Annotated in this window: 28 protein-coding genes and 2 pseudogenes; 15 read left to right on the top strand and 15 right to left on the bottom strand. The window is 59.5% G+C overall.

From position 1 onward, the window contains the following. The 5 genes and pseudogenes from A3C3_RS0112475 (at window position 1) to A3C3_RS0112450 (ending at window position 5578) form a co-directional block, all read left to right on the top strand. The gene (locus A3C3_RS0112475) at window positions 1–1317 is read left to right on the top strand and encodes an NAD(P)/FAD-dependent oxidoreductase (RefSeq protein ID WP_022714941.1); all 1317 of its coding nucleotides are present in this window, start codon (window positions 1–3) and stop codon (window positions 1315–1317) included. Beyond that, entirely contained in the window at window positions 1307–3169 is a 1863-nt protein-coding gene (locus A3C3_RS0112470) for an adenylate/guanylate cyclase domain-containing protein (protein WP_022714940.1), read from the top strand. Before A3C3_RS0112475 ends, A3C3_RS0112470 begins: the two co-directional genes overlap by 11 nt. 13 nt (window positions 3170–3182) lie before the next feature. Then, complete coding sequence (locus tag A3C3_RS0112465; protein WP_022714939.1) at window positions 3183–3557, top strand: DUF3307 domain-containing protein; 375 nt, start codon at window positions 3183–3185, stop codon at window positions 3555–3557. Window positions 3558–3908: 351 nt separating this feature from the next. Continuing rightward, a pseudogene (locus A3C3_RS38245) lies at window positions 3909–4352 on the top strand (DinB/UmuC family translesion DNA polymerase); the annotation flags it as partial. Between the two features lie 254 nt (window positions 4353–4606). Beyond that, window positions 4607–5578 (top strand): DMT family transporter, encoded by a 972-nt coding sequence (locus tag A3C3_RS0112450; RefSeq protein ID WP_022714936.1) that lies wholly within the window; start codon window positions 4607–4609, stop codon window positions 5576–5578. Window positions 5579–5665: 87 nt separating this feature from the next. On the opposite strand, the gene A3C3_RS0112445 is transcribed toward A3C3_RS0112450, so the two are convergent. Next, on the bottom strand, window positions 5666–6178 hold the full coding sequence (locus A3C3_RS0112445) for a thermonuclease family protein (RefSeq protein WP_022714935.1): 513 nt from the start codon (window positions 6176–6178) through the stop codon (window positions 5666–5668). Between the two features lie 40 nt (window positions 6179–6218). Here A3C3_RS0112445 and A3C3_RS0112440 point away from each other — a divergent pair, with 40 nt between their 5' ends. Both A3C3_RS0112440 and A3C3_RS41440 read left to right on the top strand, forming a co-directional pair. Continuing rightward, window positions 6219–6785 (top strand): hypothetical protein, encoded by a 567-nt coding sequence (locus A3C3_RS0112440; RefSeq protein WP_022714934.1) that lies wholly within the window; start codon window positions 6219–6221, stop codon window positions 6783–6785. A gap of 97 nt (window positions 6786–6882) precedes the next feature. Beyond that, window positions 6883–7653 (top strand): annotated as a pseudogene (locus A3C3_RS41440) (SOS response-associated peptidase family protein). Between the two features lie 355 nt (window positions 7654–8008). Here the strand turns inward: A3C3_RS41440 and A3C3_RS0112430 are convergent. The 3 genes from A3C3_RS0112430 to A3C3_RS0112420 all read right to left on the bottom strand — a co-directional run bounded on the left by A3C3_RS0112430 (window position 8009) and on the right by A3C3_RS0112420 (window position 9819). Beyond that, window positions 8009–8203 carry a hypothetical protein gene (locus A3C3_RS0112430; protein WP_022714933.1) on the bottom strand — a complete coding sequence of 65 codons (195 nt, stop codon included), beginning with the start codon at window positions 8201–8203 and terminating at the stop codon, window positions 8009–8011. A 108-nt stretch (window positions 8204–8311) separates the two neighbouring features. Further along, complete coding sequence (locus A3C3_RS0112425) at window positions 8312–8647, bottom strand: hypothetical protein (protein WP_022714932.1); 336 nt, start codon at window positions 8645–8647, stop codon at window positions 8312–8314. A 17-nt stretch (window positions 8648–8664) separates the two neighbouring features. Beyond that, the gene (locus A3C3_RS0112420; RefSeq protein ID WP_022714931.1) at window positions 8665–9819 is read right to left on the bottom strand and encodes an ATP-binding protein; all 1155 of its coding nucleotides are present in this window, start codon (window positions 9817–9819) and stop codon (window positions 8665–8667) included. 227 nt (window positions 9820–10046) lie between these two features. On the opposite strand from A3C3_RS0112420, the gene A3C3_RS0112415 reads away from it, so the two are divergent. Together A3C3_RS0112415 and A3C3_RS48560 are read left to right on the top strand one after the other, a co-directional pair. Further along, window positions 10047–10244, top strand: coding sequence for a hypothetical protein (locus tag A3C3_RS0112415; RefSeq protein WP_028739595.1), 198 nt, complete (start codon window positions 10047–10049; stop codon window positions 10242–10244). A gap of 295 nt (window positions 10245–10539) precedes the next feature. Then, window positions 10540–11559 carry a GlxA family transcriptional regulator gene (locus A3C3_RS48560; protein ID WP_022714928.1) on the top strand — a complete coding sequence of 340 codons (1020 nt, stop codon included), beginning with the start codon at window positions 10540–10542 and terminating at the stop codon, window positions 11557–11559. Window positions 11560–11575: 16 nt separating this feature from the next. Here the strand turns inward: A3C3_RS48560 and A3C3_RS0112400 are convergent, their stop codons facing one another. The 7 genes from A3C3_RS0112400 to A3C3_RS0112370 all read right to left on the bottom strand — a co-directional run bounded on the left by A3C3_RS0112400 (window position 11576) and on the right by A3C3_RS0112370 (window position 20463). After that, window positions 11576–12907 (bottom strand): diguanylate cyclase, encoded by a 1332-nt coding sequence (locus tag A3C3_RS0112400; protein ID WP_028739594.1) that lies wholly within the window; start codon window positions 12905–12907, stop codon window positions 11576–11578. A 203-nt stretch (window positions 12908–13110) separates the two neighbouring features. Next, window positions 13111–13941: a response regulator gene (locus tag A3C3_RS0112395; RefSeq protein ID WP_022714926.1), complete on the bottom strand. Its 831-nt coding sequence runs from the start codon at window positions 13939–13941 to the stop codon at window positions 13111–13113. Window positions 13942–14106: 165 nt separating this feature from the next. Continuing rightward, window positions 14107–14370 (bottom strand): hypothetical protein, encoded by a 264-nt coding sequence (locus tag A3C3_RS0112390; protein WP_022714925.1) that lies wholly within the window; start codon window positions 14368–14370, stop codon window positions 14107–14109. Between the two features lie 121 nt (window positions 14371–14491). Further along, window positions 14492–17029 carry a mechanosensitive ion channel family protein gene (locus tag A3C3_RS0112385; RefSeq protein ID WP_022714924.1) on the bottom strand — a complete coding sequence of 846 codons (2538 nt, stop codon included), beginning with the start codon at window positions 17027–17029 and terminating at the stop codon, window positions 14492–14494. An 88-nt stretch (window positions 17030–17117) separates the two neighbouring features. Continuing rightward, a complete protein-coding gene (locus tag A3C3_RS0112380; RefSeq protein ID WP_022714923.1) occupies window positions 17118–17669 on the bottom strand; it encodes a DUF924 family protein in 552 nt (183 codons plus the stop codon). Window positions 17670–17689: 20 nt separating this feature from the next. Beyond that, window positions 17690–18745, bottom strand: a complete 1056-nt coding sequence (locus A3C3_RS0112375; protein ID WP_022714922.1) for a sensor histidine kinase — start codon at window positions 18743–18745, stop codon at window positions 17690–17692. A gap of 272 nt (window positions 18746–19017) precedes the next feature. Then, complete coding sequence (locus A3C3_RS0112370) at window positions 19018–20463, bottom strand: MFS transporter (protein WP_028739593.1); 1446 nt, start codon at window positions 20461–20463, stop codon at window positions 19018–19020. A 245-nt stretch (window positions 20464–20708) separates the two neighbouring features. On the opposite strand from A3C3_RS0112370, the gene A3C3_RS0112365 reads away from it, so the two are divergent. The 4 genes from A3C3_RS0112365 to A3C3_RS0112350 all read left to right on the top strand — a co-directional run bounded on the left by A3C3_RS0112365 (window position 20709) and on the right by A3C3_RS0112350 (window position 22729). Next, window positions 20709–20969 carry a hypothetical protein gene (locus tag A3C3_RS0112365; protein WP_022714920.1) on the top strand — a complete coding sequence of 87 codons (261 nt, stop codon included), beginning with the start codon at window positions 20709–20711 and terminating at the stop codon, window positions 20967–20969. 109 nt (window positions 20970–21078) lie between these two features. After that, window positions 21079–22050, top strand: coding sequence for a DMT family transporter (locus A3C3_RS0112360; protein ID WP_022714919.1), 972 nt, complete (start codon window positions 21079–21081; stop codon window positions 22048–22050). A 122-nt stretch (window positions 22051–22172) separates the two neighbouring features. After that, window positions 22173–22403 carry a hypothetical protein gene (locus tag A3C3_RS0112355; protein WP_022714918.1) on the top strand — a complete coding sequence of 77 codons (231 nt, stop codon included), beginning with the start codon at window positions 22173–22175 and terminating at the stop codon, window positions 22401–22403. An 89-nt stretch (window positions 22404–22492) separates the two neighbouring features. After that, on the top strand, window positions 22493–22729 hold the full coding sequence (locus A3C3_RS0112350) for a hypothetical protein (RefSeq protein ID WP_022714917.1): 237 nt from the start codon (window positions 22493–22495) through the stop codon (window positions 22727–22729). A 5-nt stretch (window positions 22730–22734) separates the two neighbouring features. Here A3C3_RS0112350 and A3C3_RS0112345 read toward each other — a convergent pair whose 3' ends face one another. Beyond that, window positions 22735–22923, bottom strand: coding sequence for a hypothetical protein (locus A3C3_RS0112345; RefSeq protein WP_022714916.1), 189 nt, complete (start codon window positions 22921–22923; stop codon window positions 22735–22737). Window positions 22924–23181: 258 nt separating this feature from the next. On the opposite strand from A3C3_RS0112345, the gene A3C3_RS0112340 reads away from it, so the two are divergent. After that, entirely contained in the window at window positions 23182–23586 is a 405-nt protein-coding gene (locus A3C3_RS0112340) for a heme-copper oxidase family protein (protein ID WP_022714915.1), read from the top strand. A gap of 61 nt (window positions 23587–23647) precedes the next feature. Here the strand turns inward: A3C3_RS0112340 and A3C3_RS0112335 are convergent, their stop codons facing one another. Further along, window positions 23648–23806, bottom strand: a complete 159-nt coding sequence (locus tag A3C3_RS0112335; protein WP_022714914.1) for a hypothetical protein — start codon at window positions 23804–23806, stop codon at window positions 23648–23650. Between the two features lie 242 nt (window positions 23807–24048). Between A3C3_RS0112335 and A3C3_RS0112330 the strand changes: the two genes are divergently transcribed. After that, window positions 24049–24408, top strand: a complete 360-nt coding sequence (locus tag A3C3_RS0112330) for an SPW repeat protein (protein WP_022714913.1) — start codon at window positions 24049–24051, stop codon at window positions 24406–24408. Between the two features lie 356 nt (window positions 24409–24764). Here the strand turns inward: A3C3_RS0112330 and A3C3_RS0112325 are convergent, their stop codons facing one another. Continuing rightward, complete coding sequence (locus tag A3C3_RS0112325; RefSeq protein ID WP_022714912.1) at window positions 24765–24956, bottom strand: CsbD family protein; 192 nt, start codon at window positions 24954–24956, stop codon at window positions 24765–24767. A 104-nt stretch (window positions 24957–25060) separates the two neighbouring features. Then, the coding region (locus A3C3_RS38235) for a YihY/virulence factor BrkB family protein (protein ID WP_022714911.1) at window positions 25061–25735 on the bottom strand (675 nt) is incomplete at its 5' end.

Below are 25735 nucleotides of genomic sequence, written 5' to 3'. Positions count from 1 at the left end.
ATGCGCATCGAAGCGGAGGGCGCGATGACGGGCGGTGCGCCGAACATGATCCGCCCCATGCCCGGCAATGGCCGCCCACGCGTGGTCATTCTCGGTGCTGGCTTCGGCGGGCTTGCCGCCGTTATGGCGCTAAAAGGTGCGCCGGTGGACGTCACCGTCATCGACCGTCGTAACTATCACCTCTTCCAGCCGCTGCTGTATCAGGTCGCGACCGCTGGGCTTTCTCCGGCGCAGATCGCCATGCCGATCCGCCGAATCCTGTCGCGCCAGAAGAACGTAACGGTGCTGATGCAGCGGGTGGAGCGCATCGACAAGGATATGCAACTCGTCCATACCGCCGAGTGCGCCATTCCCTATGACTATCTTGTTGTCGCCACCGGTGCCCGCCACGCCTATTTCGGCTACGAGGAATGGGCCGAAAGCGCACCGGGCCTCAAGACGATCGGCGACGCCACCGAGATCCGCGCCCGCATCCTCTCCGCCTTCGAACGCGCCGAGGTCACGCAGGATGAGAAGCGTCGTGAGGCGCTGTTGACCTTCGCGGTGGTCGGCGGCGGGCCCACCGGCGTCGAGATGGCCGGTGCCATCGCCGAACTCGCTCGCAAGGTCATAGTCCGCGACTTCCGTCACATCGATGCAGCTTCGGCGCGAGTGGTGTTGGTCGAAGCCGGCAATCGCATCCTGCCGACCATGCCGGCCTGTCTTTCGGCAAAGGCCCAGCGACAGCTCGAAGGGCTTGGCGTCGAGGTCCTGCAGACAGCCACTGTCATCCATTGCGATGCCGAAGGCGTCATGCTCGCAGATGGCCGGCGGATTCATTCGGCTTGCGTGCTTTGGGCTGCAGGCGTCATGGCATCGAAAGCGGCCAAATGGCTCGGTGCCGAGGCCGATCGCGCCGGCCGCGCCGTGGTGGATGAGCGATTGAACATTCCCGGCCATGACAATGTCTTCGTTATCGGCGACACCGCCGCTGCAAATAGGGAGGACGGCTCGCCGGTTCCGGGCATCGCGCCGGCGGCCAAGCAGATGGGAGAGCATGCCGCGCGTGCCATCCGGGCGCGCATGGCAGGCAATCCCGTCGAACCGTTCCGCTATCGCCATTTCGGCAATCTTGCCACGATAGGCCGCAAGGCGGCAGTCGCCGATTTCGGACGGATCAGGATCTCCGGCTTTTCGGCCTGGCTGGTCTGGAACCTTGCCCATCTGTGGTTCCTGGTCGGTTTCCGCAATCGCCTCGTCGTCTTCATGGATTGGGGCCTGGCCTATCTCTGCTACGAGCGGAGTGCCCGCCTCATCACCGACCGCCATGAGCGCTGATTTCCTTCCACGCGTGAAGATGGGCCGTGTGGTCACCGCACTGCTGCTGCTCGCCGTCATCTCGACGGCGGGGCTGGTCCATCTTATTTGGCAACGCACCGCGAGTGCCAATGTCGACAATGTCGTGGCGGCCCTCGATGCGCAGAGCACCGGAGCCGTCCGCAACGAGCTCGCCTCGCAACTCGCCCTCGTGTCGAGCACGGCGGAAATCGTCCGCTCGGTTTTCTTCCAGGGCGCCATCAAGCCCGACGATGAGGTCAAGCGCGAATTCCTGTTTCTCTCGCTGCTGCGAGAACAGCCGGCGATCGCATGGATCGGCTTCGGTTTTCGCGATGGGCGCTTCTTCGGCTCGCATGCCGCATCCGATGGCCGGATCGAGATGATCGAAATCGGCAAGGCCGCGCCCGGCGCGCCTCGGGCGCTGCGCCGTGACCGCTACAAGCCGATCCCCGGCGATATCTTTTTCGAAGAGCGTGTTAAGACCGAGAGCGCCTATGTGACCGAGGGCTCGCCCTGGTATCGCAAGGGCAAGGACAGCACGGATCCGGCTTGGACGGTCGTCGATATTCTGCCCAGCGGCTTCGAGCCTTCGATCGTCCTTTCAAAACGTGTCGAAGCCTTCGGACGACTCGAGGGCGTGGTCATGGTGGCCGTCAGCCTGCGGCAACTGTCACTGACGCTACAGGATCTCAACATTCCCTCCGAAAGCAAGGTCTATGTGCTCGGCAGGGACGACGTCGTTCTCGCGACATCTGGACCATCAGACGGGGTCATGGCCGCCCATCTGGCCGATTTCCCGAAGACCGATACGCTTTCGGCCGCCGTCGCGTCGGCACGCAAGGCCAATCCTCGTGGTGCCTTCCGCACGCTTCAGCAGAGCGACGCGATTGGTCCGGTCTTCATTTCGTCTAACGCGTTGCCTTTCGAGGATTGGCGGTTGCTGACGGCAATCCCCCGCTCTACCTTCGCAGGCGATATCGACGAGAACACCAAGCGCGTGCTCTTCATCATTGCGGGAATCGCGCTGCTCGCCGCCGTCACGGCCATTGTTTTCGCCCGCCTGCTCTTCGCCCGGCCGCTTGCCCGGCTCGCCCAGCAATTGCATGCGGTCGAATGTTTTGAACTCGGTGCCGTCAGCCACACGCCTACGATGCTGGCTGAACTCAACGACTTTTCGGTGGCGCTGAAACGGATGTCGTCAGGGCTATCGGCCTTCGCCCGCTTCATGCCGCTCGATGTGGTTCGGCCATTGGTCGATGGCGGCATAGAGCCCAAGCCCGGCGGCAAGCTCACCGACATCACCGTCCTCTTCGCCGACCTTCCCGGCTTCACGGAGATGACAGAGGAGCTCGGAGCCGGTGTCGAGCCGCACCTCACCCGCTTCCTCACGCTTTCCATCGCCGCGATCCACGCCGAGGGCGGCACCGTCGACAAGTTCATTGGTGACGCCGTGATGGCTATCTGGAACGCGCCGAACGACGAGCCCGATCACGCACTACGCGCCTGCCGTGCCGCCGCTGCCATCCGTGATGCGATGCATGCCATGCCGCCGCTGGCACCCCACCACGACACGGTGAGGGTCAGGATCGGCATTAACAGCGGCACGGCGCTCGTCGGCAATATCGGCTCGGCCGAACGCTTGAGCTATACCGCGATCGGCGATGCCGTGAATCTCGCGAGCCGTCTCGTCGGCGTCGCGAAAGACAATGGCGTAGAGATCGTGCTGAGTGGCGAGACGTTGGAGCGAACCTGCGGTCGGGTCGATACGCGCTCGCTGGGCGAAGCGATGGTGCGCGGAAAGTCGCAACCGGTGCCAATTTTCACCTTGGAGAGGAAATCGGCCCCGGCTTGAGGGAGGAGGCAGCATGGAGAGTGCATTTTCACTCATAAGCCTGCTGGCTTGGCTACAGGCGAAGCACTTCGCGGCTGACTATCTACTGCAGCCGGGCTGGGTCCTTCGTGGCAAGGGCGATCTCCACCATCCGGGCGGCTATGCCCATGCAGCGATCCACGCGGCCGGCACCATTCCGGGGCTCTTGCTGTTCGGGTTGGATGCCAAGACGGTCACGCTCCTGGCGGTGGCAGAATTTCTGATCCACTACCTGATCGACCACGTGAAGGCGGTACATTCGCACCTCCACCCGGCTGCCATGACGACCCGCGCCTACTGGGCCGCACACGGAGCGGATCAACTGCTGCATCACCTTACCTACACTGGAATTCTGGTTATGGCAGCCTGAGAGGGAGGTCATCCGGCTGCCGCTCACGCGTGCCCTCCTGTCCCCGCTTCGTCCGAAGTGGACGCAGGCTCGACCTCGCCGGGCGAATGAGCCATTCGGCCGACCAAAGGCGATCGGGCAGCCCGATCTTGAAATCGCTTTGAACCTTGTGTCATCCTCTGGCCGTGCGCTTCGGGTCACGGGCGGCATTGACCTGCGAAGCGCACGGTTAAACATTTTTTGCCATCCAAGTGCGAGCCAGAAAGCCCACCGCGGCGAGGAAGTATGGGGGCCAGTGGTCGCCATCGTTGCGACCCTCCCGGAACACGTTTCTTTTCCCGCCGCCTGGTTCGAACTGACCCGTCTGGAAGAACGCTGGACTCCCTCATCGAACATTTCGGGAAGTCAGGACCATATTTCTATGGGATCGCTCGCGGGATCGACAATCGCCAGGTCAAGCCGGACCGGGTCCGGAAATCCATCGGAGCGGAAGACACGTTTTCGCAGGACATCCATTCCTACGAACGCGCGCGCGAAGGGCTTCAGCCGCTCACTGAGAAAGTCTGGAGCTACTGCGAGGCCAATGAGATTGGCGCCAAGACGGTGACCCTCAAGGTCAAATATGCCGACTTCAGCCAGATCACCCGCAGCAAGACGGTTCCCGCACCTCCGCCGGCGATCGCCGAACTTGAAGAAGTGGTCGATATGCTTCTCGCGCCAATCTTCCCGCCGCGAAAAGGCATACGCCTGCTTGGCGTGTCTTCGCTGGAACGGCGGAGATCTGAAGCGAAGCCGCAGTTGCGGCTGGCGCTTTAGACATGCGCAATGCCTTGCGAAGCTAACCGCTCGACGCGCATCGTCAAACACTGGTGGATCGAGATGACCGCTATTGGCGCAAAAGCGGCCGAGGCTCGTCGGCGATCGGCCCCAAGCAGCCAGCGGCTAGTCATGGCGAAATGCAGCGTTTTATCGTAGCCGGCCCGCCGACGCTGGAGGTCGTCCTCGCGCAATAGGCGAAGTGCCGCCGCCTTCATCTGTGCAGCGCACAGGAACTGTGGCATAACTTGGCCATGGCGATACATGTCTTGGCGGTCCATCGCGACACGGTCGGGACGGAACAGGCGGCGGGCGGTTCGCTTGCAGCCGCCTATTCCGTGGGGGTTTTCTGCTGGCTGCTGTCGGCCGGCGTCTATATCGCCGCGAAATGGGTCTCTTCGGAAATGCCGCCTTGGGCGCTTTGCTTCTGGCGCGTGCTGATCGCCTGGGCGATCCTGATGCCGATCGTGTACCAGCATTTCGGCGCCATGGTCGCGCTCGTGCGGGCTCGCGGCCTCGAGTTGCTCGCCATCGGCGGTATGGGACTTGCGATCTGCCAGGGACTGATTTTTGTCGGCCTCGAACATGCCGATGCCACTACCGCCGGCATCATCATCGCCCTGATCCCGATCATCACCATGATTCTTGCCCGTTTCGTTCTGGCTGAGCCGATGGGACGCTGGCAGGTGATCGGATCGATCCTTGCCTTTCTCGGGATCGTGGTCATCATCATCAAGGGCAGTCCGGCCGCGCTGATGCGGCTCGACTTCAACCCGGGTGAACTGTGGATCGTCGCCGGCGCGTTCTGTTTCAGTCTCTATACCGTCCTGCTCCGCCGCGCGAAATTCGATATGAATCGCCTTGCGCTTCTGGTGCTGCTGCTCGGTGCGGCGGTGCTGACGGCGCTGCCCTTCTACCTGTCCGAGCTATTCTCAGACGAACGCTCGACGCTCAACGGCAGCGGGCTTATGGCGCTCGCCTATGTCGCGATCCCTGGCGGGGCGGTCATGTACTACCTCTTCAATCGTAGCATCGAGGCACTGGGGGCGGCTCGGGCTGGCGTCCTCCTCTACATTCAGACCATCTTCATCGCCGTGCTCGCCTATCTGATCCTCGGCGAACAGTTGCAACGCTATCATCTCGAAGGCGCGGCACTCATAGTCGCCGGCTTGCTTCTCATCATCCTGCTGAAGCCAACGACCAGAGCAGAGGCGACCAAAGCCTAATGACGAACGCAATGGCTTTCCTAGTGACCGCGTCTGGCGCGAAGCGCCTCTTGTAGGTTTGGGGGATTCATCGGCGAATCCCGCGCCTCAGCAGGCCGCCCGCCGCTTTAAGCGCGCTGCCCTCGCCTCACATGGAATTTCGAACGACCCACGCCAAACCCCGGTACGTGCCCCCTGGGCTATTGCCTGATCGCCCCGGAACACGCCCTTCGAGTATCGGAGCCAGTCGATCGCCCAGCCCTGCCTGACCAGCCAGGAATTCACGCTCTGCCCATCTGCCCTGAAGCAATCGGCAACAACGCGCCGATATCTGTCCTTGCCGTGGCCCACGCAGCGGATCGGGCGCGATTTCGAAAGGAACTCGTCGAGTGCGAACGCGGCATCCTTGCCGCAACGGTACGGCCTCCCTGCCGCGTCGCGACAGGCCTGCCAGCTTTCCGGAGCATCGATCCCATTCAGCCGGATCCGCTGCCCGGCGATCTCAATCGTGTCGCCGTCGATGACCGACGCGCGGCCGATAAATTGCTCTGCTCCGGCAGATACGGATGAGAAAACCAGCCCGGCCAAGAGCAGCGGAAACAGCGGGATTCGCTTACGCATCGACTTCAAAATATCCAGACAGAACAGCAGGTTGGCGACAATGAATCACTCGGTGGTCAAAACTGTTGACATTGATGCATATCAGAACATTACTAAGAACATCCAGGTGACAGAAGTCGCCAATCTGAAAAATTGCAGGTGGGAAAACGACGATGCAGAAGCATTCGAACGGCGGTGGAGCTGTGCTCATTGGTGTGCCCGTAGCTCCGATGACCGAGCTTTACTGGGGGCCGCTCGCCCGTTTAAGATAGTCGAGGCCCACGACGAGATGGTAAAAGCGATCCAGGGTAGACCCGACATCCAGCTTCTGACGGCAAGTGCTCACAACAAGCACTCGCGCGCTCCGTCGGGCAGGTTCGATATCGCAATTGATGTTCGCTCGGGTGACGGATGCGGAATGTACCGCTCCCTCATGATGGTGAAATCGACTGGCGAAATGCATGACCTCGCTACGCCGCCCCTTTGGTACCAGTTTAAAGATCCTCAGGATGTGATCGCGAAGGTCTATAAATTCCTCACAGGCATGCAGTTCTTCGAGAACCTCGACGCCTTCGCCGATCACGCGATCAATCTCAATGAGGCAGAGGCAAGCGGACAGATCCATTGACTGCCTTCCAGCGTGAACCCGACCTGGGTTGACAAACGTCACCGACGGCAAGGATTCTGGCGCTCGCAACTGACGTGCCGGAGGAGGTTCGGGCGAGATGTGCAACTTGTACCGCATGGATGACAAAGACTGGATTCGGAAGTGGGCGATCGATGCCGAGAGCATGATCAAGTTGATGCCCAGTTATCAAATGAACCCTGACCAGATGGGGCCGATCGTCCGCAACACTGCCGACGGCCGCAAGCAGCTCGTCCATGCCCGCTGGGGTCTGCCATCTCCGACGCGCGTCCAGGCAGGAAGCTGCCGAAGGTCGTGCCGCGAAACTCGCGGCCAAGGGGAAGTCTTTCGATATGGACGAACTCCTGCGGATGGAGCCTGATCGCGGCGTGACGAATGTCCGGAAGCTCAATCTCAAGCATTGGAGGCAATGGTTTGGCGTCGAGCATAGATGCATCGTTCCGGTGTCAACTTTCGCTGAACCCGATCCCGACAGCCAGGAGCCGGGAGGGAAAGTCCCGAATGCCTGGTTCGGGCGAAACGAAAGCAAAGAGCTTATGTTCTTCGCCGGGATCCACGTGCTGCAGTGGACAAGCGTACGGAAGGTGAAGGACGGGCTGACAACAGACGGTCTATACGGTTTCCTGACGACGAACCCGAACGACATTGTGAAGCCCATTCACGGGAAGGCGATGCCCGTCCTGCTGCTGACGAAGGAGGAGACGGATGTCTGGATGAACGCGCCATGGGAGGAAGCTCAGCATCTCGCAGCCCGGCCCTGAACGATGCAATCATGATCACGTCGCGAGAGCCGTGCGGATCCAGCATTATCTCGAAGGAATGGGAGCCGCTGCAGGCAACCTTCCTTTGAGCAGCCGCCGCATTACGCCTCGAGTTCGCACCAGTTCCCAATGACTCATTGCTGGGCAACGCCACCACCTCCTCGCGAGCGCAAACCCGTCGATAGAGCGAGTGTTGCAGCACCTTCGCCGCGTCGCTGTCGTCACGAATCCTTCTCGGCGTGTCAGTTAATGTGTCGACAGCCCCTTCCGGCCGTTGTGATCGCGGCGTGCCAAGCTTCAGAGGCCTCACAGGCCTGATGTTCGTAGGATCCGCTATATATCGGATATCCACCCCTGCTTGATTTGAATCCTCCGCGAAAGGACTCATCCGGATCCAGCCGGTCCGCAACGGACGCTTTACTTGAGCCAGCGGAAAGGATTTAGCTAGTCCCGGTCTTTCGCGCGCCTCTTAAGGGTTTCTCTGCGTTTGCCTTGACCCACGATTTTGCGCCCGACCTGAGCGGACTCGAGTCCTGTTTTCGACGGTGCTCCACCGAGCCTTTCGTCGCAGTGCTCCGGTTTACTGATCGGGCCGACGTTGCCCGCTTTGCCCTCATCATTCTTTTCATCGTGCGACATATCGGCCTCCGACATTGTTGCGTGCGAACTCATCGAGGATTCATCACGGTGTCACCATCGACGTCGCGGTCCGAAATCACCTCTCCCAGGGGGCGGGGGCCGATAGATTTAGGCCGCCTCCGCCAATCCACCGCGCTCAATCTTCACCATACGGTGGGTCACCACATCGGCTGCCAGCGCAAGGACTCGCTCGCGTTCCTCCGTCATCATTGAAAGCATGCGCTCGTACTCCTCATCGATAATCTGCGAGACCTCGACTTCCAGCCGTTCGGGCAGAGGCTTGTCGGCGAGTTCCTTGACGGTGCCCATGAAGACTGGTGTTTTGCCCAAACCATAAGATCCAACCATCCGCCGGGCGACAGCCGTTGCTCGCTCGACATCGCTGCCAATCGTGCCGCCAGAACCGATGGACGGGTCGCCAAACACAGCAACCTCTGCAGCCATCCCGGAAAGACTCACGGCTATCCGGTTGCGCAAAGTCGTAGCGGTTGGGAAGTAGTCCGGGACCAGATCGTACGTGGTTGTCCCAGCGAGGAATCCTCCAAGCTCGGATCGAAACTGTCCTTGATCTCGATTGTCGCAGCGGTCGCATGCCCGAGCGCTAGTGCTGCAAACGCATGTCCGGACTCATGGACCGCGAGCCTCAGGCATTGCTCCGGTGTATAACGCAGCTTTTCCGGAAGCTGCGCTTCCAAATCACGCAGCTCAAGTTCCCTATCTTCACTCCTTGCTGTCCTTAGAGCATCTCGAACCAGGCGTTCGAGATCCGCACCTGCCTTCCCATCGAGATCCTCGGCAATATCAACCAAGGATTCGAGCGGCAGGACACCACCAGTATGATGGCTCAGAATTTCCGCACGCGTCAGTTTGTTCGGCAACGAAAGGGTGAAATGGTCCTCAATCCTTCCGGCACGCAGGATCGCGGAATCGATCCAGTCGGGGTAGTTCGTGGCAGCCACCACTATGACTCCCTCCCCGAGGCCCGACAGGAGGGTCAGGAAATCTGTGACAACCACCTGCCAATAATGATCGCCGTGATGTCCGGAAGGACGGGCCAGCCTCGTACCAATTGCGTCGACTTCATTGATGAAAAGTACGGCGCCCTTTCCGTCATTCACGTTCTGGAAGGTCGTTCGCATCGCTGCCAACATATCATCCAACGTGCCGGTCGATTGCCAGGCGCCGACCGTTGTGGAAACCAGCCTCATCCCCAGGGCGGTCGCAAGCGCGGAAGCGAATAGAGTCTTGCCCGTACCGGGTAGTCCCGAAACCAATACTCCGGCTCGGGCGAGCTTCCATTCCAGCGTCCGTTGACGCCAGCGAGATACATTCTCCATCAGATCCCTCGCCCAGGGCTTAACCTCATCGTAACCGGGCAGGTCGAACAGATTGGGGCCGTCAGTTTCCAACGTGTCGAAATCGTCGATCTCTTGAATCTTATCTTCGGTAAAAGTTGGCTTCAGGACCGCCGCTAGCAGGACGTTCTGAGGCCGCTTGATCAACATGGTTGCAACGCTGTCCGAGAACGGCGCTTTACCTGAAAGGCGCCGGACGGCGTTGATGTGCTGTGCTGTCGGTGGCTCGACAAACAATACCGCGGTGGCCGCGAAGCGCACGTCTTTCGGAACCTCTGCGATATCTCTGGCGATCAGTATGTCGAGGCCCTTTTGGGTTCAGAGTTCCAAGTAATTGGTGCCGACAGTATGCGGCTGCGGCTGCAAACGGGAACCGCCCCGATAGGTTCAACAAATCTGATCGTATCCATAAAATCTATTCGTTTGTTTGATGGATAGCCAAGGAGCATATTAAGCATCAAGCGCAAACCGTGAGAAAGGAAACGATGATGACTACGATCGGTTACCGGGATGGCAAGAGCTCATCCTCCGACGCGCACTTTGATGTAGCAAGCCTTGCCCGCAGGCTCGCACATTCCTGGCACCAGTGGCAGAACGCGCGGGAAATCGAATCCATGCCTTTCGACATTCGCAAGGATATTGGTTGGCCGTCTGCGGACGACGCGGATGAACGCAAGGTTATGTAATGAATGCGACATACCTCCCCGCTTGAAGGCGGCGCCAGCCCACCGGCCGCGCCGCCTTCATCGTTTCAGCGCTCCGCAGATTTAATCTTGAATTCCAGAGGCATATATTTTCAGACAAGCCGATGCAGCAACTTTTGCCGACTGTCTTCGTCATTTGACGACGATCAAATCCGCCAATGTCGCAAAATAGCTCTTCACGGCCGCATTTTTCCATGCGAATGTCGCTTTCGAGACATCGGAACGACGCATTCCACGCAACGAATAGGCAATCGCCCCTCGAGCATGGATTTTTCTCATGAACAAGATGCTGACCAAGAAGCGTTCTCTCGTCTTCTTTATGGTTCCCCAGTTCACCATGCTGCCTTTTTCGGCGGCGATCGACACGCTGCGCATCGCCAACCGCATGCTCGGCTATCAGGCTTATACCTGGCGGCTGACCTCGGTCGACGGCAACAAGGTCTATTCCTCCTGCGGCATCGGCGTCGAGGCCAATTCGTCGCTTGCCGAAGAGCGCCGGCATCTCGGCGGTGAAAACCGCCCGAACATGGTGCTCGTCTGTTCGGGCATCGATGTCGAGGATTTCAACAACAAGTCCGTCAATGCCTGGCTTCGCGAATCCTACAATCGCGGCGTGGCCGTCGGCAGTCTCTGTACGGGCGCGCACGTGCTTGCTCAGGCCGGGCTCTTGAACGGCAAGCGCTGCGCGATCCACTGGGAAAACCTGCCGGGCTTCTCCGAAGCCTTTCCGCAGGCGGAGGTCTATGCCGACCTCTACGAAGTGGACAGCAATCTCTACACCTGCGCCGGCGGCACCGCTTCGCTCGACATGATGCTGAACCTCATCGGCCAGGATTTCGGCGAAGCGCTCGTCAACCGTGTCTGCGAGCAGCATCTGACCGATCGCGTCCGCAGTCCGCACGACCGTCAGCGCCTGCCGCTGCGCGCGCGCCTTGGCGTCCAGAATCCCAAGGTTCTGTCGATCATCGAACTTATGGAAGGCAATCTCGCCGAACCCCTGTCGCTGCTTGAGATCGCTGATGGCGCCGGCCTGTCCCGCCGCCAGATCGAGCGGCTTTTCCGGCAGGAAATGGGCCGGTCTCCCGCCCGCTACTATCTGGAGATCCGGCTCGATCGCGCCCGCCACCTGCTGGTGCAGTCTTCGATGCCGGTCGTCGAAGTCGCCGTCGCTTGCGGCTTCGTCTCCGCATCGCATTTCTCGAAGTGTTATCGCGAACTTTACAACCGCTCACCACAGCAGGAGCGCGCCGAGCGCAAGCTGACGATGGCAACGGCGCGCCAAGCGATCGCAGCATAACAAAGATGGCGGCGCACTACTGCGCCGCTTCCTCCGTCATCCTGGCGTCGGAATAGACCTGGTTGCGGCCCTTGTGTTTGGCCATGTAGAGAAACTGGTCAGCGGCGTTGAGGTAATTCTCGAAGGTTTCGTAGCCCGAGATTTCCGCAACGCCGATCGAGATGGTGACCGACAGCTCCTCGTCGTCGGCAGCCACCTTCAGCCGTGAAATATCCGAGCGGATTTCGTCGCAGAGCTTCGTTGCCGCAGCCGAATCCACCATCGGGAAGAGGATCGCGAACTCCTCGCCGCCGAGGCGCGAGAGCAGATTGTCGCTGCCTTCGAAGATTGCAGCAAGCCGGCTTGCAACCGCCTTCAGCACCTCGTCGCCGATCTCGTGGCCATAGGTGTCGTTCAGCCGTTTGAAATGATCGATGTCGAGGATAGCGACTGAACTCGGCGATTTCCGCCTCAGGCACTCGTTCACGACCCTCGGCCCGTAATCGTAGAAATAGCGGCGGTTATAGAGGCCGGTCAGATAATCGCATGCGGCGGCCGATCGCAATTGCTTCATCTGCGTCAGCGTCTCGACATTATTGGCAATGCGGCACTGAAGCTCCTCGGCCACGAAAGGCCTGTAAACGAAGTCGCTGGCGCCGGCCTTCAGGAAGCTTGCCGACAGCATCCGGTCGTTGGACGAGGAGATGCCGATGACCCGCATCCTGTCGGAACCGAAGCGATGACGGATGCGCCGCGTCAGCTGATAGCCCGTCATGTCCGGCATGTGATGGTCGGTCACCACGAGTTCAATGTCGCTATAGGCCTCAAGCGCAGCCAGAGCTTCGAGCCCCGACGTTGCCTCGACGACCATGTACTGCTGCGCCTTCAAGAGATCGACGAGCACCTGGCGCGCAGACGGAACGTCATCGACAACGAGGACGCGCATCTTGCGGTTCAGCATCGCGCGGCGCACGGTCGCGACCAGATTGTCGAGCGCAAATTCATTGTCCTTGAGGACGTAATCGATGACGTTGCGTTCCAGTATCCGGTTGCGCGTCGCGGTATCGAAGGTCGCGGTAAAAACGATCGTCGGTACATTGTGCTCGATCGTGCAATCAAGCGCCTCGCCATAGGGCGAATCGGGCAGGTTCAGATCGACGACGGCCATCGTGAAGCCCTGACCGTCCTGCGCCAGAGCCTCCTGCAGCGCCCTCAGCGAAGAACAGGCTTTGACGTTGAGGCCGAGTTCAGCCTGAAACCGATGGCAGAGCACGGCGGAAAACATCCGGGAATCTTCAACCAGGAGTAACTTCTGGGTTCCGAAGCGTGGGCCCGAGCCGTCCCGACTGAAGTCCGACTGAAATGCCATGCCGCCTACTCTCCCAAGTGCAATGAAAACCCGAATCGGCCTTCATTGCGGCGGCAGGGACGATAGCCGTGAGACCGCATGGGTTGAAGGGGCAGAGCGGCTATAAAGTAACCTGCAATTGCAAAAATTCGAGATATTTTCACGACGGCGGGGGTCTCCTTATTCATCCGGGGCCCCTCCTGCTACCGCGTTCGATCCTCGAATCAGGCAACGGCCCTCTCCTTCTTCATCGTCTGGATCTGCAGCAGCGTGTCGAGGTTCTGGTTGACGCGGCAATAGAACTCCTCGTCGATGAACGGGCGCAGCATGAAATCGTTGCCGCCCGCCTTGAGAAAGCGCGCCGAAAGCAGCCGGTTGGACGAAGACGAGACGCCGATGATGCGCAGCTGATGCGAGCCGATTTTGGCGCGGATGCGCCGCGTAAGCTCGAAGCCGTCGATATCGGGCATGTTGTAGTCGGTGACCATGAGGCCAATGTCGCGATTGGCCTTCAGGATCTCGAGCGCCTTGGCGCCGCTCTCGGCGACGCTGACGCGGAAGTTATAGCGCCTCAGGCGGCTGGAGAGCAGCGCGCGCGCAGTGGCGCTGTCGTCGACGATCAGCACGTGATGGCGCTTGTTGGTCAGGAAGCGGCAGATCGCTTCTGCGAGCAGATCGACCGCGAAGATGTTGTCCTTGAGGATGTAGTCGACGATATCCTTCGCCATCAATTCGTCGCGCAGGCCCTCATTGAAGGTCCCGGTAAAGACGATGGTCGGAATGCTGAGATCGACTAGATATTCCAGCGCCTCGCCCTTCTCAGCACCGGGAAGGTTGATGTTGGAGATCGCGAGCATGATCGGCTCGGAAGACTTGTCGTACGCAAGCTGCAATTCCTCGAAATTGCGGCAGATCTCGACGTCGATATCGAAAAGCTCTTTCAGCCGTTTGCTGATCATCGACGTAAAGACATTGGAATCTTCAGCGAGAATAATACGCGCACCAGCAAACATCTCTCCGAAATACTGCATTCCCGAAATGCCTAAAAATGACATAGCAAACCTTTTGATGGAAATTCTGTCCCCGGCCGAACCGATACATCAATTCGTTTGAGTATTTGTTAATCGACGTAGCGCGAAGCCAAGGCGGTCCGTAAGACCGGCTGCTATTTCTCGACTTATGCTTAAGAGACTATGCGCGAAGGCCTGTGCGGCAAACGTCTACTTGATGATTGCCGAGCCTTTGACTATCTCGATGGTCTCGCCGCCGCCGAGGCCGATGCGGTCGCCGTCCGGCGTCGTCATGAAGCAGCCTGCGGCGCAGAGCGTCTCTGATGCGCCGGCATCGACGACGACCTCGACGCGGTTGCCGCCTTCTGTGACGACAACGACGACCGGTGCCGGATCAGTGTTGGTGATTGTCGCCGCTTCAGCGCCCCCGGCGATGAGAAGCGAAAGAAACATGACCGTGGCAAACCTTGCCATTCAGCGCGGCGCAGCGATGCGCCCTCCCCTGGAGCGTCTCGGCGCTGCTGCCCCAGCAGCGAAATCCCGATTGCCCAGGCTTTATAAGCGAAAGCCTCTGAACGATCTCTGAATAAAATCCTTAGCCTTTGCGATTGCCATCGGCCGCTTTGCTGCGCAGTTGGCGCACCGCCCCGCTGTCCATCACACCCGTATCGTCGACAGGCTGGTCGTCTGCTGATGTCGAGGAAGGTTCCAGCGCCGGAGGCACATGGTCGCGGTGAAAAATGACATCGCTCTGCGGCAGCGGGATTTCGATCCCTTCCTCCTTGAAGCGTTTGAGGATGGCGATACGCAGGTTGTTCCTGACGTTCATGCCCTCGCCCATGTCTGCCAGCATGAAGCGCAACTCGAAGTCCAGCGAATAGGCGCCGAAACGCAGGAACTCGACATGCGGCTCCGGATTGCGCAGCACGAACGGCGCCTCGTTGACCAGCTCCAGAAGGATATCCATGACCTTCTGCGGATCGGTGTGGTAGCTGACGGAAATGGGGATCTCCGATCGGCCGACCTTGTTGCGGTGTGTCCAGTTGCCGACCGCAGCATTGATGAGCTCGGAGTTCGGCACGATGATCGACTGCTTGCGGAAAGTCTCGATCTCCGTCGCACGCACGGAAATGCGAGTGACGATGCCTTCTGCCGTGCCCGAGACGACATGGTCGCCGACCTTGAAGGGCCGTTCCACAAGTAGGATCAGGCCCGAAACGAAATTCGAGACAATGTTCTGCAGGCCGAAACCGATACCAACCGAAAGCGCCGAAGCAACAAGTGCCAGGTTCGAAAGGTCGATTCCTGCCGCCGAAACGCCGATGATCGCTGCAACGGCGACGCCGAGATAACCGATGCCGGTCTTGACGGAATTGCGCACGCCGAGATCGACATGGCTTCGCGCCATGACGTTGCTGTCGAGCCATCGCTGAATCCAGCGGGTCAATAAATAACCGCCGGCGAAAAGCAGAATACCGGTAAAGATGCCGAGCAGCGAAATGCTGATCCCGCCGAGGCGGACCTCCGTGAACAGACGGTAGGCGATCAGCTGAAGATCCTGGATATGGAAGCCCCAGAGCAGCAGAATCAGCGGAATGCCGGTCATGAGCGCAACGGCATAGATCGCAAGTCCCACGCCAAGGCCGACCTGATCGATCGCCACCGGCCCCATATTGAAGCGACTCTTCAGGAAGCGGCCGATGAAGGTGTCGCCGAAGCTCTCCTGCTTGGAAATCGCCTTGCCCGATAGCAGGCCGATATAGGTGGTCACGATGATCGCGCCGGTGATGATGAACTGCGTGGCGACGAAGCGGGCAAGGCCGACATAGCCGGTCAGCGCGGTCACGATGAGACCTAGGCCGAGCACGCGAAGTATGATCGCCATGCCGCGCGGCCAGTGACGCCCTGGCGCATCGGGATCGCCGTCGTGCGCCAGCATCGGACGCCCGAAGGAGGCCGCGATCAGGATGAGACCGATAATTAGCGCTGCAATCAGGCTTCTGACGACGGTCAGAACCAGCGGTGAGCCCATCGCTTCGCTAACGCTGCCGAACAGGTAGTCGAGCGCATTGACGATCGCCATCGCCAGCAAGCAGGCGCCGATCGATTGCGCGCCGCGGTTGGAAAGGCGCACGAGGCGCCACTGCGGCTCCCGGGGAGCAAAGACGGCATTACTGAAGCGGCCGACGAAATAGATCAGCCCGATCGCCGCGAAAAGAGCGGCGACAACAGGCGCAATATCCGGCCTCAGTACGTTGAAACCATTGAGGAAGATATATGAGGTCACCAGCACTGCGGCAAGCGCGAAGGTGCGGATCAGCGTCGACCAAAAGGCAATCGAGAGCCGGCTGATATAGGAAGGATTCTCGACGCCGTCGTCCCGCGTCAGGTAGCGGCCGAACATCCGGTAGCCGCCTGAAAGAATGACCAGGCCTGTCGCGAGCGACATGAAGATCGCGGCGAACATCGCGAATCGCTTGAACTTCCACACGAAACTCAGCCAGCTCGAAAGCGCCTGCCGGAACTCGCCAACCTCCTCGACAAAGGCCTTGGCCGCATCGTCGAGCACCGACACCGAAACCTCGGTGCGCCTCAGCAAAGTTGCAGCAAAAAGCCGCCGGCGGGTTTCTACCACTTCGTTCATCAGCTTGTTGATGGCAAGCGAGAGGTTTTCGGCATCGCCGGTCACGGCATTGATCTGCGCGCGCTCTGCCGTCAGCGCGTTTCGCTCGTCGGTAACGATCTGCGCTTCCGGCGGCTGTCCCTCCTTCGGCGGATCGCCGAGCTCGGTGAGACGACTCTTGATCTGATCGAAACGCGGGCGGAGATTGACGGAGGTCGCGAGAATGTGGCGTCCCAGTTCATCCACCTGCGTGGACAGGCTGACGAGGGCGTCGTCATTGTCGGCGCTCTGCTTGACGCCGTCCTGCAGGGACGCAAGCTTTGCCTTGGCCTTTTCGATCTCCCTGACTGCTTGGTCGAGCCCCGTATCCGCAAGGGGAGCCGGTGCCTCCGTCTGCGCCTGCGGTTGCGGCGGCTCCTGCGCAGCCGCAAAGCTGCCAGGCAGACCGGCAGCCGATACTGCAAGCATCAAGCAAAGAAACGTCCGGAGCAGAATGATTGTCAGCCGCAAAATGTCCCCGCAAGAATTCTCTTCATCAGTGAGGCCTGCTTCTTATAGCAAAGAAAGGCGACAGAAAGGCGGAAGTTGTTTTCGCCGCTCAGAAACCGGCACCGGGCCTGGCAAGATAGTTCAGTTCGGCCGTCGTCGAAACTCGTCCGATGATGGCGTTGCGGTGCGGAAACCGGCCGTAGGCAGCGATCACGTCGCGATGGCGAATGGCATAATCGAGATATTCCGCATCGCCAAGCGCCTGAAACAGCATCACCGATCGCTCCTGCTCGGCCATGTCCTCGGCATGCTCGAAAGGCAGGTAGAAGAATGTCCTGCATTCTTCTTCGACGATCTGATCGGCACCGGCTTCGAGCGCCAGTTTCGCCTCGCGAAGCGCTAATCCGTCCGTCGCAAACGCAAGCGGCGTGTTCCGATAGATATTCCGCGGAAACTGATCGAGCACGACGACCGCGGCGAGCCGGTTCTGCGGGCTCGCATGCCAGGAGCCGATCACGCCGCCCGCCAGTGCCAGGTGCGTATCCCGGAAACGGTGCCGAATTTCCTCATCGAGTGAGAGCGTCATATCGAACCACTGCTCGCGGCTGCATTCCTCGAACCAGAAGGAATACACCTCCTCCGGCGTGCAAATCTTGGCCACCGCTCCCCTCCCTGCGCCAGTCAGTCGATGGAAAAGACCAGTATGGCCCGGGTGCCGCGATGGGCCGGGTCATAGGTCAGCTCCGATTTGAGGCTTGCCGCCATCGCGGTCAATATCTTCGTGCCGAGGCCGGTGCCCTTCGCGGGGCCGGAATTGTCGAAGCCGGCGCCATCGTCCTCCACGACGAGACGCAACTGCTCGCCCGCTTGCTCGACGATGACCCTGATCTCACCTTCAACACCTTCGTTATAGGCATATTTGAAAGCGTTGGTGACGAGTTCGCTGACGATGAGGCCAAGCGTGACGACCTTGTCCGTCGGCACATCCATCGGTTGGGCGGTCAGAACGATCCGGTGCGGCCGCTTGTCGTCGCGAATGGAAGCCTCGAGTTCGCTCAAAAGGTTCTCGATATATTCGTCAAGCTGAACGGTGCCGATCTGGCGGCTGTTGTAGAGGCGGCGGTGGACGCTCGCGATGGCGTTGATGCGCATCTGCGTTTCGTGCAGCGCGTCGATCGCCACCTGGTCCGTCGTCATCGACGACTGCATGCGGATCAGCGCTCCGACAAGGCCGAGGCTGTTTGCGATACGATGATTGACTTCGGCAAGCAGCATCTCGGCGCGGTCCCTCTGCTGGCGGATCACTTCTTGTGCATCAGCCGTCTCGCGCCGGAAGCGCGCACGTTCCAGCCCTTGCTCCAGCGTCGCCGCAAGCAGGTCGAAATAATCGGGGGAACGACCCTTGAGAACATAGTCGTCGGCGCCCGCCTTCAATGCCGCAACGGCAATGCCGGTGTCGTCGGAAGCAGTCGCATAGATCACCGGCGGATGATCCGGCAGCGCCATCAATTGTGGCAGGACATCGAGTCCGGTTTCCGTTTGCAGGAGATGGTCGATCACCACAGCATCGATGCCGCCTTCAGCAATCCGCTTCAATCCAGCCGCGCCGTCTCGCGCCCATTCCACCGCGAAACCATGGCGGGCGAGGTTCTCCTTCAGCCGCAGCGCGAGCGTCTCGTCGTCATCGATGTAAAGGATGCGGATTTCGAGATCCGCACCATCAGCGGATTCACGCATTGGGCCTCCGGACTTTGCCAAGCAGCAACGCAACTGCCCGGCGGCCGGGTCGCCTGCATTCGAATGTCGTATTGTATCGGCCATTGCGCGTAAACAGCGGCAAAGCCCCTGCCCCCCTACAGACCTTCAATCGAAGGAAGTTCGCATTTGAAATCATGCCGGCAATATGACCCGCCCGCTGGAGACTCCGCGGGATAAAAAGACACTGCGAACGCAGAAAGATGCGCAAACCCGGAACTTAACGCAGCCGGACCGAAATGGTTCCGTCGCCTTCACTTTTCTTGAAAGCGCTTGTGCTTGGAGACTTCCGCGCCAGCATCTGCAGGTAAACTGAAAAAGCGTACGGACGAGACGATCCCCATAAGGCCGACCGCCAAAAAGGCCCAGCGGAAATCGACAAGCGCAGGCTCTGGCGCCGCGCGGAGCGCGGTCGAGATATTAAGCAGGGCCGCCGCAACAGCGACGCCGAGCAGCATGGCGGCCTGCTGGAGCATGCTCGATAATGTCGAGGCAGAGCTGCGCTGCGCCGGGCTGATATCGGCGAAGGCAAGCGTGTTCAGCGCGGTGAATTCCATCGAGCGTGAAAGACCGGCCGCAAGCAGTATTGCGTAGATCACCGCCAGCGGCGTATCCGGCGTGAAAAAGCCGCACGCAATGATGCATAAAGCCGCAATCAGCCCATTCACGCAAAGAACATTGCGGAATCCGAACTGCGCAAGCAGCGGCGTCGTCACTGCTTTCATGCCGAGATTGCCGAGAAAATAAACCAGCAGGTATGTGCCCGCGGCAATCGAGTTCAAACCGAAACCAAGCTGGAACAACAGCGGCAGCAGGAACGGCGTGGCGTTGATCGCTACCCGGCAGGCCGTGCCCGCAGAGAGCGTCGAAATCGAAAAGGTCTGGACCTTGAACGCCGAGAGGTCGAGCAGCGGATTTTCCACCTTCAGGAAATGCCGGGCAGCCATGACGGAAAGCACGATGCCGGTGGCAAGCATGGCAAGGACCAGAAGCAGGCTGCCTTCCCACTTCACGGAGAGCTCGAGCGCGGCAAGCACGAATGTCATTCCGGCACCGCTCAGAATGAAGCCCAGCACATCGAGACGGCCCGGGTTCTCTTCGCGCTGCTCCGGCACGAAGCGCAGCACGAGCGCCATGCCGAGAAGGCCGATTGGAATATTGATCAGGAAGTTCCAGTGCCAGCTTACATAGGTTGTGATGAAGCCGCCGAGCACCGGTCCGATCACGGGTGCCGTCAGCGCCGGCCAGGTGATGAGCGCGATCGCATTCACCAATTCAGACTTCGGCGCACTCTTTAGAACGATGATGCGCCCGACAGGTGTCATCAGCGCACTTCCGGCGCCCTGGATCGCGCGCGCGACGATGAATTCCGTAAGACTGCCGGAAAGGCCGCAGAAGAGCGAGGCCCCGGTGAAGACGCCAATCGACGCCAGGAATATCCGCCGCGCACCGAAGCGGTCGCCAAGCCAGCCGGAAAGCGGGATGAAAGCCGACATCGTCAGCATGTAGACGGTGATGCCGATGCTCATCGAGACCGGCTGCACGCCGAAGCTCGCCGCCATCTGCGGCAGCGATGTCGCGACGATCGTGCCGTCGAGGATTTGCATGAAGAACGATACGGCGACGACCAGCGCCACGATCTTCGCCTGACCTGCGCTCGGCGCTTCGTCCGTTTTTTCACTCGTCTGTACTGTTGTCATCGATATGCCATTGCGCATTGCGGGGAGAAGTGCGAAACGCCGCTGGGAACCGGGCAGGCAGGAATTCGGCACCCTGAATACGCTCCTTATGCGGCCGGGAAAAGTCAAAACGATCCATGCCGCTTACAATTTCCGGTTCCTGCGCGATCCTTGAGGCATCAACGGCACAAATTGGCTTCACAAACGTTTGATGATGACCGGGGCGGCAGATTTCGCCGCGCCGGAATTCAACCGAGGATATTTCGATGACGCCGGAAGACCGCCGCGCCGTTTTCAGCCATCGCAAGATTGCAGCCATCGTCAAGGGAATGACACAGGAAGACGGAACTGACCTACCCATCACCGGCAAGTCGCTTGGCGAGGCGATCCTCTTCGTCTCCGAACAAGCGGCAACCGATGCGTCGAACGTGCATATCATCTACGGTGAGCACGGTTCGCTAAGTTACACGGATTGCCTGAGCATCTACCGTGAATACGGAGCAGAGCTTCGCAGCGAATTGACGTAGACGGAAAGAGCAGTGCCCATTCGCATGGCAGCTATTCGCAACCGCACCTGCTCTCCGCAAGGTTTTTTTCGTATTCGGGAGACAACCTCCTCAAGTTCGATTCGAGAACATGTCCCCCACCCATTCACCGCTCCGCGGTGTCGTCGTCGCATTCGCTGCCTATGCAGTCTTCGCTTTCAGCGATGCCTCTATCAAGATCCTTCACGGTGCCATCCCGTCTTACCAGGTGGCCTTCATCGGCTCGATCTTCGGCCTGGTCGTTTTGCCGGTGATCAAAGCGCAGGATGATTCCTGGCTCGATATCGTCCAGACATCGAACCGCATCCTGTGGGCGCTCCGGTTCGTCTGCGGAGCGATCGGCGCGATCGCCTCGATCATCGCCTTCACGAAGCTGCCGATGGCGGAGGCCTTTTCTCTCCTCTTCCTGCTGCCCTCCTTCGTGACGATTCTCTCGGTCATCTTTCTTAAGGAGGACGTGCGCTGGCAGCGCTGGATGGCTGTCGTCGTCGGTTTCATCGGCGTGCTGATCGTGTTGAGGCCGGGCTTTCGCGAATTGTCGGCGGGCCATCTGGCGGCCGCAATCGGCGGCTTGAGCGCAGCCATTTCGATCGTCATCCTCCGGGCAATGGGGCCTGCCGAAAAGCGCATTTCACTCTATGGCGCCGGGCTTGTCGGAACGCTGATCGTCAGCGGCCTTCTGATGCTCTCGGATATTGCCGTTCCAACGCCGCGCGAGTGGCTCTTCATGGCGAGCTATGGCATTCTTGGGGCGATCGGCAACGTGCTTCTCATGACGGCGGCCCGCTTCGCGCCCGCAAACCTGGTCGCCCCGCCTCAGTACAGCCAGATGATCTGGGCAATCGTCTTCGGCTATCTCATCTTTGATGATACCATCGATCTCCCGATGGCCGCCGGCATCGTTTTGATCATCTGCTCGGGCCTGCTGACGCTCGCCCGCGAACGCAAGCGCGGCACGCCGCTTCCGGCCGCCGTCGTCTCGGTGGACAATCAGGCCCCCGTCTCTGCAACGGCGGAGCTCGCTCAAGCCAGCTTCGACGGCGTGGGACATCCTGCCGAATAGGCCCGCAGTGGCCATAGTCCCGCCCTCGCTCGCTGCTATTCGAAAGCCGGGACAGTCTTTAGCTCCTTCGGCAACGGAACAATCTGGAGAGGCGCTTGTTCCAGATAAAAGAGGGAGTTTTCATGACTGATGAACCCAAGGAACGCGGTGAGCCCGTCCCGCCGTCGCCCGCCGAGGAAGAAACGCGCCTGCTGGCGGAAGAGCGCCGGAGCTGGTTGATCTGGACCTTCGGGATCGCCGGAGCGATCGCCGTTGTCATCATCATTGGCAGCATAGCCATTTCACCCGGTCCTGATCAGGCGACGACCGGCTCTACACGACCCCCGCCCCAGGTCGAAGCACCTGCACCTTGAATGGGCCGGTGCCGCTGTATGAAAGCATTGTGGCTTTCATGTGCACCCTTTCAGCTGTATGACGCGGTGAAAAAATGTAAAGGAAGCCGATGGCCGCACGAGACCGTTTTTCGAAAAAGCTGACCTGCCCGCAATGCGGCAATACCGGTTTCGCCGAGGCCTCGGAGGACGACCACCCTTCGCGCAAGCATCCCGCATTTCGTATCGATCAGCTGCCCAAAGGCTTCTTCGAGCAAAAATCCTCGAATTTCCAGGAAACCTACATCATCCGCTGCGAATGCAGCCGCAAGTTTCCATTCCGCGCGCTGACGGAAAAGACCGCCTGAACCGCTCAGGCAAGGCCCAGCGGCATTACCGCAACCTTGCGGCTCGGGCCATAATCACGCTCATGCGACGAAGGATAGCGGTCATTACGGCGAGCGCTGAAATCGATGCGGTTCGGCTCGAAGATACCGTCGGGATAGGTGCCGGTGTCGTCGGTTTCGACTTCGGATTTGGCGGTAACGATTTTAAAGATCATGGGCTCCTCCAGTTCGCCGCCTTAACGGCCGGCGGCACGCTTCCGTTCCGTCATATCCCCGAGATAGTTAAAAAATTAACCATACTTCACGGACAGAAAGCGAAATCAGGGGTCGCCTTTGGCTAAGCAATGAGCCGCTGCCGCGAAGAGAGCAGTGCGTCTCTCCCTGCAATAGATGTGGATTTACTTTCACCTTCCGCATTTTCCCACCCGCAAGGAAGTGGTATTCTTTACATGTACAGAACATAGGGGGAACATATGCCACGCATTGCAGAACTTTACTTCAAGACGGCAATCGTCTTCTTCATTATCGGAATCGCCATCGGTTTGAACATGGCCATTTCCCACGATCATACCGTCATCGGCGCCCATGCCCACTGTAATCTCTTGGGCTGGGTCAGCATGGCGATATTCGGAGGGTATCATGCACTGAACCCGAAGAAAGCGGAACGCCGCATCGCTATGATCCAGTATTACATCTACACGGCGGGCCTGACGGTATTGGTCCCGGCGCTCTACATGATGCTGCGGGGCAATGCGGCCATGGAGCCGGTCGTCGCTGTTTCGTCACTGATCATCTTCGCCGGCGCTCTGCTCTTCGCCTTCATCATCTTCTCGCCGAAGGAACCGGCAATCACTCCGTCAGCAGCACCGCTGCGGTAGGATCAAGACTGAAACGCAAACGCGAGGGGCAGCCGATTCTGCCTCTCGCTTAGCCCAACATTTACCTCTTTTTCGACCCAGCGGACAGCACGCGATGCGACGCGTCGTCCATCGCGCGGCTCGTTTCCTGACCGTCACGCTTGAGGCCCCAGGCCGTATTTCCGCAAGACGAAAGCAGCAGTGCCGCGAGGCAGGCGAAGGCGAGCATGGATTTCGGCATCGATTTCCCCTGATAGGAATTGGCAATGACGTGAACATGTTACACAAAACGGCAAAATCAATGCCGTGGGTCGAACAACTCCGGTCTTCACTGCCAAATCATGAAGACGAAGATCGCCATTCGACGCGAAGACCTCATCGGCGCAGCCACTTGAATGATGAACATCAGAAATTACTTATATTAATAGGCGTGCAGTGCACGCGGGAATGATGCTTTGCTAGGCATCATGCTGGGAGGTTGTTATGCCAAACACACTGATGGAAGGAAGAAAGATACAGGATTGGGTCAACCTAGTCCTGGCGGTATGCTTGTTCATCTCGCCATGGGTTGTCGGCTTTGCGGCTGAAGCCGCGCCGACCTGGAACGCATGGATCGTCGGCATCATTCTCGGCGCCCTGGCGATCACGGCGCTTTCAGCTTTCGCCGAATGGGAGGAATGGGCAAACCTAGTTGTCGGCCTGTGGTTGATTGCCTCGCCATGGGCACTCGGCTTTGCGGCCAGCGCAGCAGCGATGTGGACGGCCGTCATCATGGGAGTGCTCGTCGCTGCGATATCGCTATGGGCAGTCTGGGATGTGCATCATCCTCACGCTCACGCCTAGGCGCGGGTAACAGCAGTCCGACTGGCTTGATAGCTGCATGCATTAAGGCAGTGAGGCGGCGTACAGCAAAACAGCCGCCTCACGAAACGTTTGTTCGTTCTTACGGTTCTACTGAAAGCCCTGCATCATAGGGTCGCGAGCAGGTATTTAACGGATAAGGCGCGGAATAATTTCCGCATGCCCCCCTACAGATCAGTTCTGGTGAAGCGCAATCTGCTCCGCGGCAGGTCGGCTCGGGCAAGCACGGTCTGGAGAGCTTCCTGCTCCAGGACGCGCGGCTTTCCTGCTCCAGGACGCGCGGCTATGGATAGCGTGCAGTGGGTGGGCCGAATTTGACTGTGCTGGATTGCTTTTTGCTACGCCTTGTCGACGACCTTCTTGAGGGCATCCTTGGCCTCGCCCTTGGCAACCTGGGCCTTGCCCTTGGCTTCCTGAACGCTGCCCTTTGCCTGCTCTTCTCGATTATCCGCGGCCTTGCCGACCGCCTGACGCGCCTTGCCAGCGACTTCGTTAGTCTTGCCTTTGATCTTGTCCGATATGCTTCCCATGATCCGTCTCCTTTGTTCGGCTCAAAGGAAAGCCGCGACTTCGGAGTTCGTTCCCTCAATTTAAACAGCGTGGACCCCTAGCGAGGCGCTTCTGATCCTCGCCTTCATCCCTGGCGAGGACTCGAAACCAAGCGACCGCGACCACGGGCCCGGCGGGTGGGAGGCTCGGCATGCAAGATGGGCGAACTTACACTTCCGTGCTGACCGGCTGCGAAGGTGGCGTCCGTCCTGTCAGCGCAGCCGGTCTGCGGTGGTGTCCGCACATAGGCTCCGCGTGATCCCATCGGCAATGGCACTCCCGTGGTGGTGTCCTTCGCCGTCTGGTGTTCCAGCTCGGCGTTCAGCTCGCCTCCCACGATCAGGATGATAATCGACAGCCATATCCAGACCAGGAAGCCGATCAGCGCGCCGAGGGTGCCATAGGTCGCGTCGTAGTTGGCGAAGTGGTTTAGGTAGAACGAAAAACCGAGCGACATTGCAAACCATGAAACGGTCACGAGAACGCTACCCCACGTCATCCATCGGAGCTTGGCGGGCTCGCGGCTCGGACCGAAGCGGTATACGGCGGTGGTCGCTGCGGCTGCGATCAAAAGCAACAACGGCCACCTCAGAAGCAGGGCCATGTGCTCCTTGAATAGGTCGAGCCAAAGATAGGAAAGCACCACAGGCATGACAGCGACCAGTCCTATTATTGTGGCGGCAGAGAGCATCGCGCCGAAAGTGAAGCACAGCCCTACGAGGTTAAGCTTGACCAGTCCCCGCTTTTCCTTTTCTTCATA

The sequence above is a fragment of the Rhizobium mongolense USDA 1844 genome, assembly GCF_000419765.1.
Taxonomy (GTDB): Bacteria; Pseudomonadota; Alphaproteobacteria; order Rhizobiales; family Rhizobiaceae; genus Rhizobium; species Rhizobium mongolense.
Note: the sequence above shows the minus strand (reverse complement) of the source record. Positions and strands in the feature narration are given on the sequence as shown.

Coding starts and splice junctions, on each gene's coding strand:
- A3C3_RS0112415 (WP_028739595.1), top strand. CDS start 10,047: ATGACTACGATCGGTTACCGGGATGGCAAGAGCTCATCCTCCGACGCG.
- A3C3_RS0112360 (WP_022714919.1), top strand. CDS start 21,079: ATGTCCCCCACCCATTCACCGCTCCGCGGTGTCGTCGTCGCATTCGCT.
- A3C3_RS0112330 (WP_022714913.1), top strand. CDS start 24,049: ATGCCAAACACACTGATGGAAGGAAGAAAGATACAGGATTGGGTCAAC.
- A3C3_RS0112445 (WP_022714935.1), bottom strand. CDS start 6,178: ATGCGTAAGCGAATCCCGCTGTTTCCGCTGCTCTTGGCCGGGCTGGTT.
- A3C3_RS0112365 (WP_022714920.1), top strand. CDS start 20,709: ATGACGCCGGAAGACCGCCGCGCCGTTTTCAGCCATCGCAAGATTGCA.
- A3C3_RS0112390 (WP_022714925.1), bottom strand. CDS start 14,370: ATGGCAAGGTTTGCCACGGTCATGTTTCTTTCGCTTCTCATCGCCGGG.
- A3C3_RS0112335 (WP_022714914.1), bottom strand. CDS start 23,806: ATGCCGAAATCCATGCTCGCCTTCGCCTGCCTCGCGGCACTGCTGCTT.
- A3C3_RS0112355 (WP_022714918.1), top strand. CDS start 22,173: ATGACTGATGAACCCAAGGAACGCGGTGAGCCCGTCCCGCCGTCGCCC.
- A3C3_RS0112395 (WP_022714926.1), bottom strand. CDS start 13,941: ATGTCATTTTTAGGCATTTCGGGAATGCAGTATTTCGGAGAGATGTTT.
- A3C3_RS0112325 (WP_022714912.1), bottom strand. CDS start 24,956: ATGGGAAGCATATCGGACAAGATCAAAGGCAAGACTAACGAAGTCGCT.
- A3C3_RS0112440 (WP_022714934.1), top strand. CDS start 6,219: ATGAATCACTCGGTGGTCAAAACTGTTGACATTGATGCATATCAGAAC.
- A3C3_RS0112475 (WP_022714941.1), top strand. CDS start 1: ATGCGCATCGAAGCGGAGGGCGCGATGACGGGCGGTGCGCCGAACATG.
- A3C3_RS0112370 (WP_028739593.1), bottom strand. CDS start 20,463: ATGACAACAGTACAGACGAGTGAAAAAACGGACGAAGCGCCGAGCGCA.
- A3C3_RS0112340 (WP_022714915.1), top strand. CDS start 23,182: ATGCCACGCATTGCAGAACTTTACTTCAAGACGGCAATCGTCTTCTTC.
- A3C3_RS0112400 (WP_028739594.1), bottom strand. CDS start 12,907: ATGGCATTTCAGTCGGACTTCAGTCGGGACGGCTCGGGCCCACGCTTC.
- A3C3_RS0112345 (WP_022714916.1), bottom strand. CDS start 22,923: ATGATCTTTAAAATCGTTACCGCCAAATCCGAAGTCGAAACCGACGAC.
- A3C3_RS0112450 (WP_022714936.1), top strand. CDS start 4,607: ATGGCGATACATGTCTTGGCGGTCCATCGCGACACGGTCGGGACGGAA.
- A3C3_RS0112470 (WP_022714940.1), top strand. CDS start 1,307: ATGAGCGCTGATTTCCTTCCACGCGTGAAGATGGGCCGTGTGGTCACC.
- A3C3_RS0112430 (WP_022714933.1), bottom strand. CDS start 8,203: ATGTCGCACGATGAAAAGAATGATGAGGGCAAAGCGGGCAACGTCGGC.
- A3C3_RS0112375 (WP_022714922.1), bottom strand. CDS start 18,745: ATGCGTGAATCCGCTGATGGTGCGGATCTCGAAATCCGCATCCTTTAC.
- A3C3_RS0112350 (WP_022714917.1), top strand. CDS start 22,493: ATGGCCGCACGAGACCGTTTTTCGAAAAAGCTGACCTGCCCGCAATGC.
- A3C3_RS0112425 (WP_022714932.1), bottom strand. CDS start 8,647: ATGGCTGCAGAGGTTGCTGTGTTTGGCGACCCGTCCATCGGTTCTGGC.
- A3C3_RS48560 (WP_022714928.1), top strand. CDS start 10,540: ATGAACAAGATGCTGACCAAGAAGCGTTCTCTCGTCTTCTTTATGGTT.
- A3C3_RS0112465 (WP_022714939.1), top strand. CDS start 3,183: ATGGAGAGTGCATTTTCACTCATAAGCCTGCTGGCTTGGCTACAGGCG.